This window comes from Streptomyces sp. P17, from assembly GCF_032436805.1.
Lineage (GTDB): Bacteria > Actinomycetota > Actinomycetes > Streptomycetales > Streptomycetaceae > Streptomyces.
This window is the reverse complement of the sequence record NZ_JAVRBF010001413.1, coordinates 1-240: the sequence shown is the minus strand read 5'-3', so window position 1 is coordinate 240 and position 240 is coordinate 1. Positions and strand designations below refer to the sequence as shown.

Genomic DNA, 240 nt, shown 5'->3' with positions numbered 1-240 from the left:
CAAGGATAGTATCGGTTTAGAAAAAACCATCAAATCCTTAGAAAGTCAGCATATGTCCCGTTTTCATCTCGAACTTATTGTAATCGATGGTTTTTCTGAGTGTGGTAAAATCGATGAATTATCTAAATCTTTTCTTGTGAGTAAATATGTTTCGGAGCCTGATAATGGTATATACGATGCAATGAATAAAGGTATTTTATTGAGTGCTGGAGATTGGATCTATTTTCTAAACGCTGGTGA

The 240-nt window shown here is 34.2% G+C and carries 1 protein-coding gene; it reads left to right on the top strand.

The window, feature by feature from the left end; all coding sequences use genetic code 11:
* Window positions 1-240 (top strand): glycosyltransferase (locus tag RMT89_RS45175; RefSeq protein WP_315889555.1); only part of this gene is annotated, 240 nt, incomplete at both ends.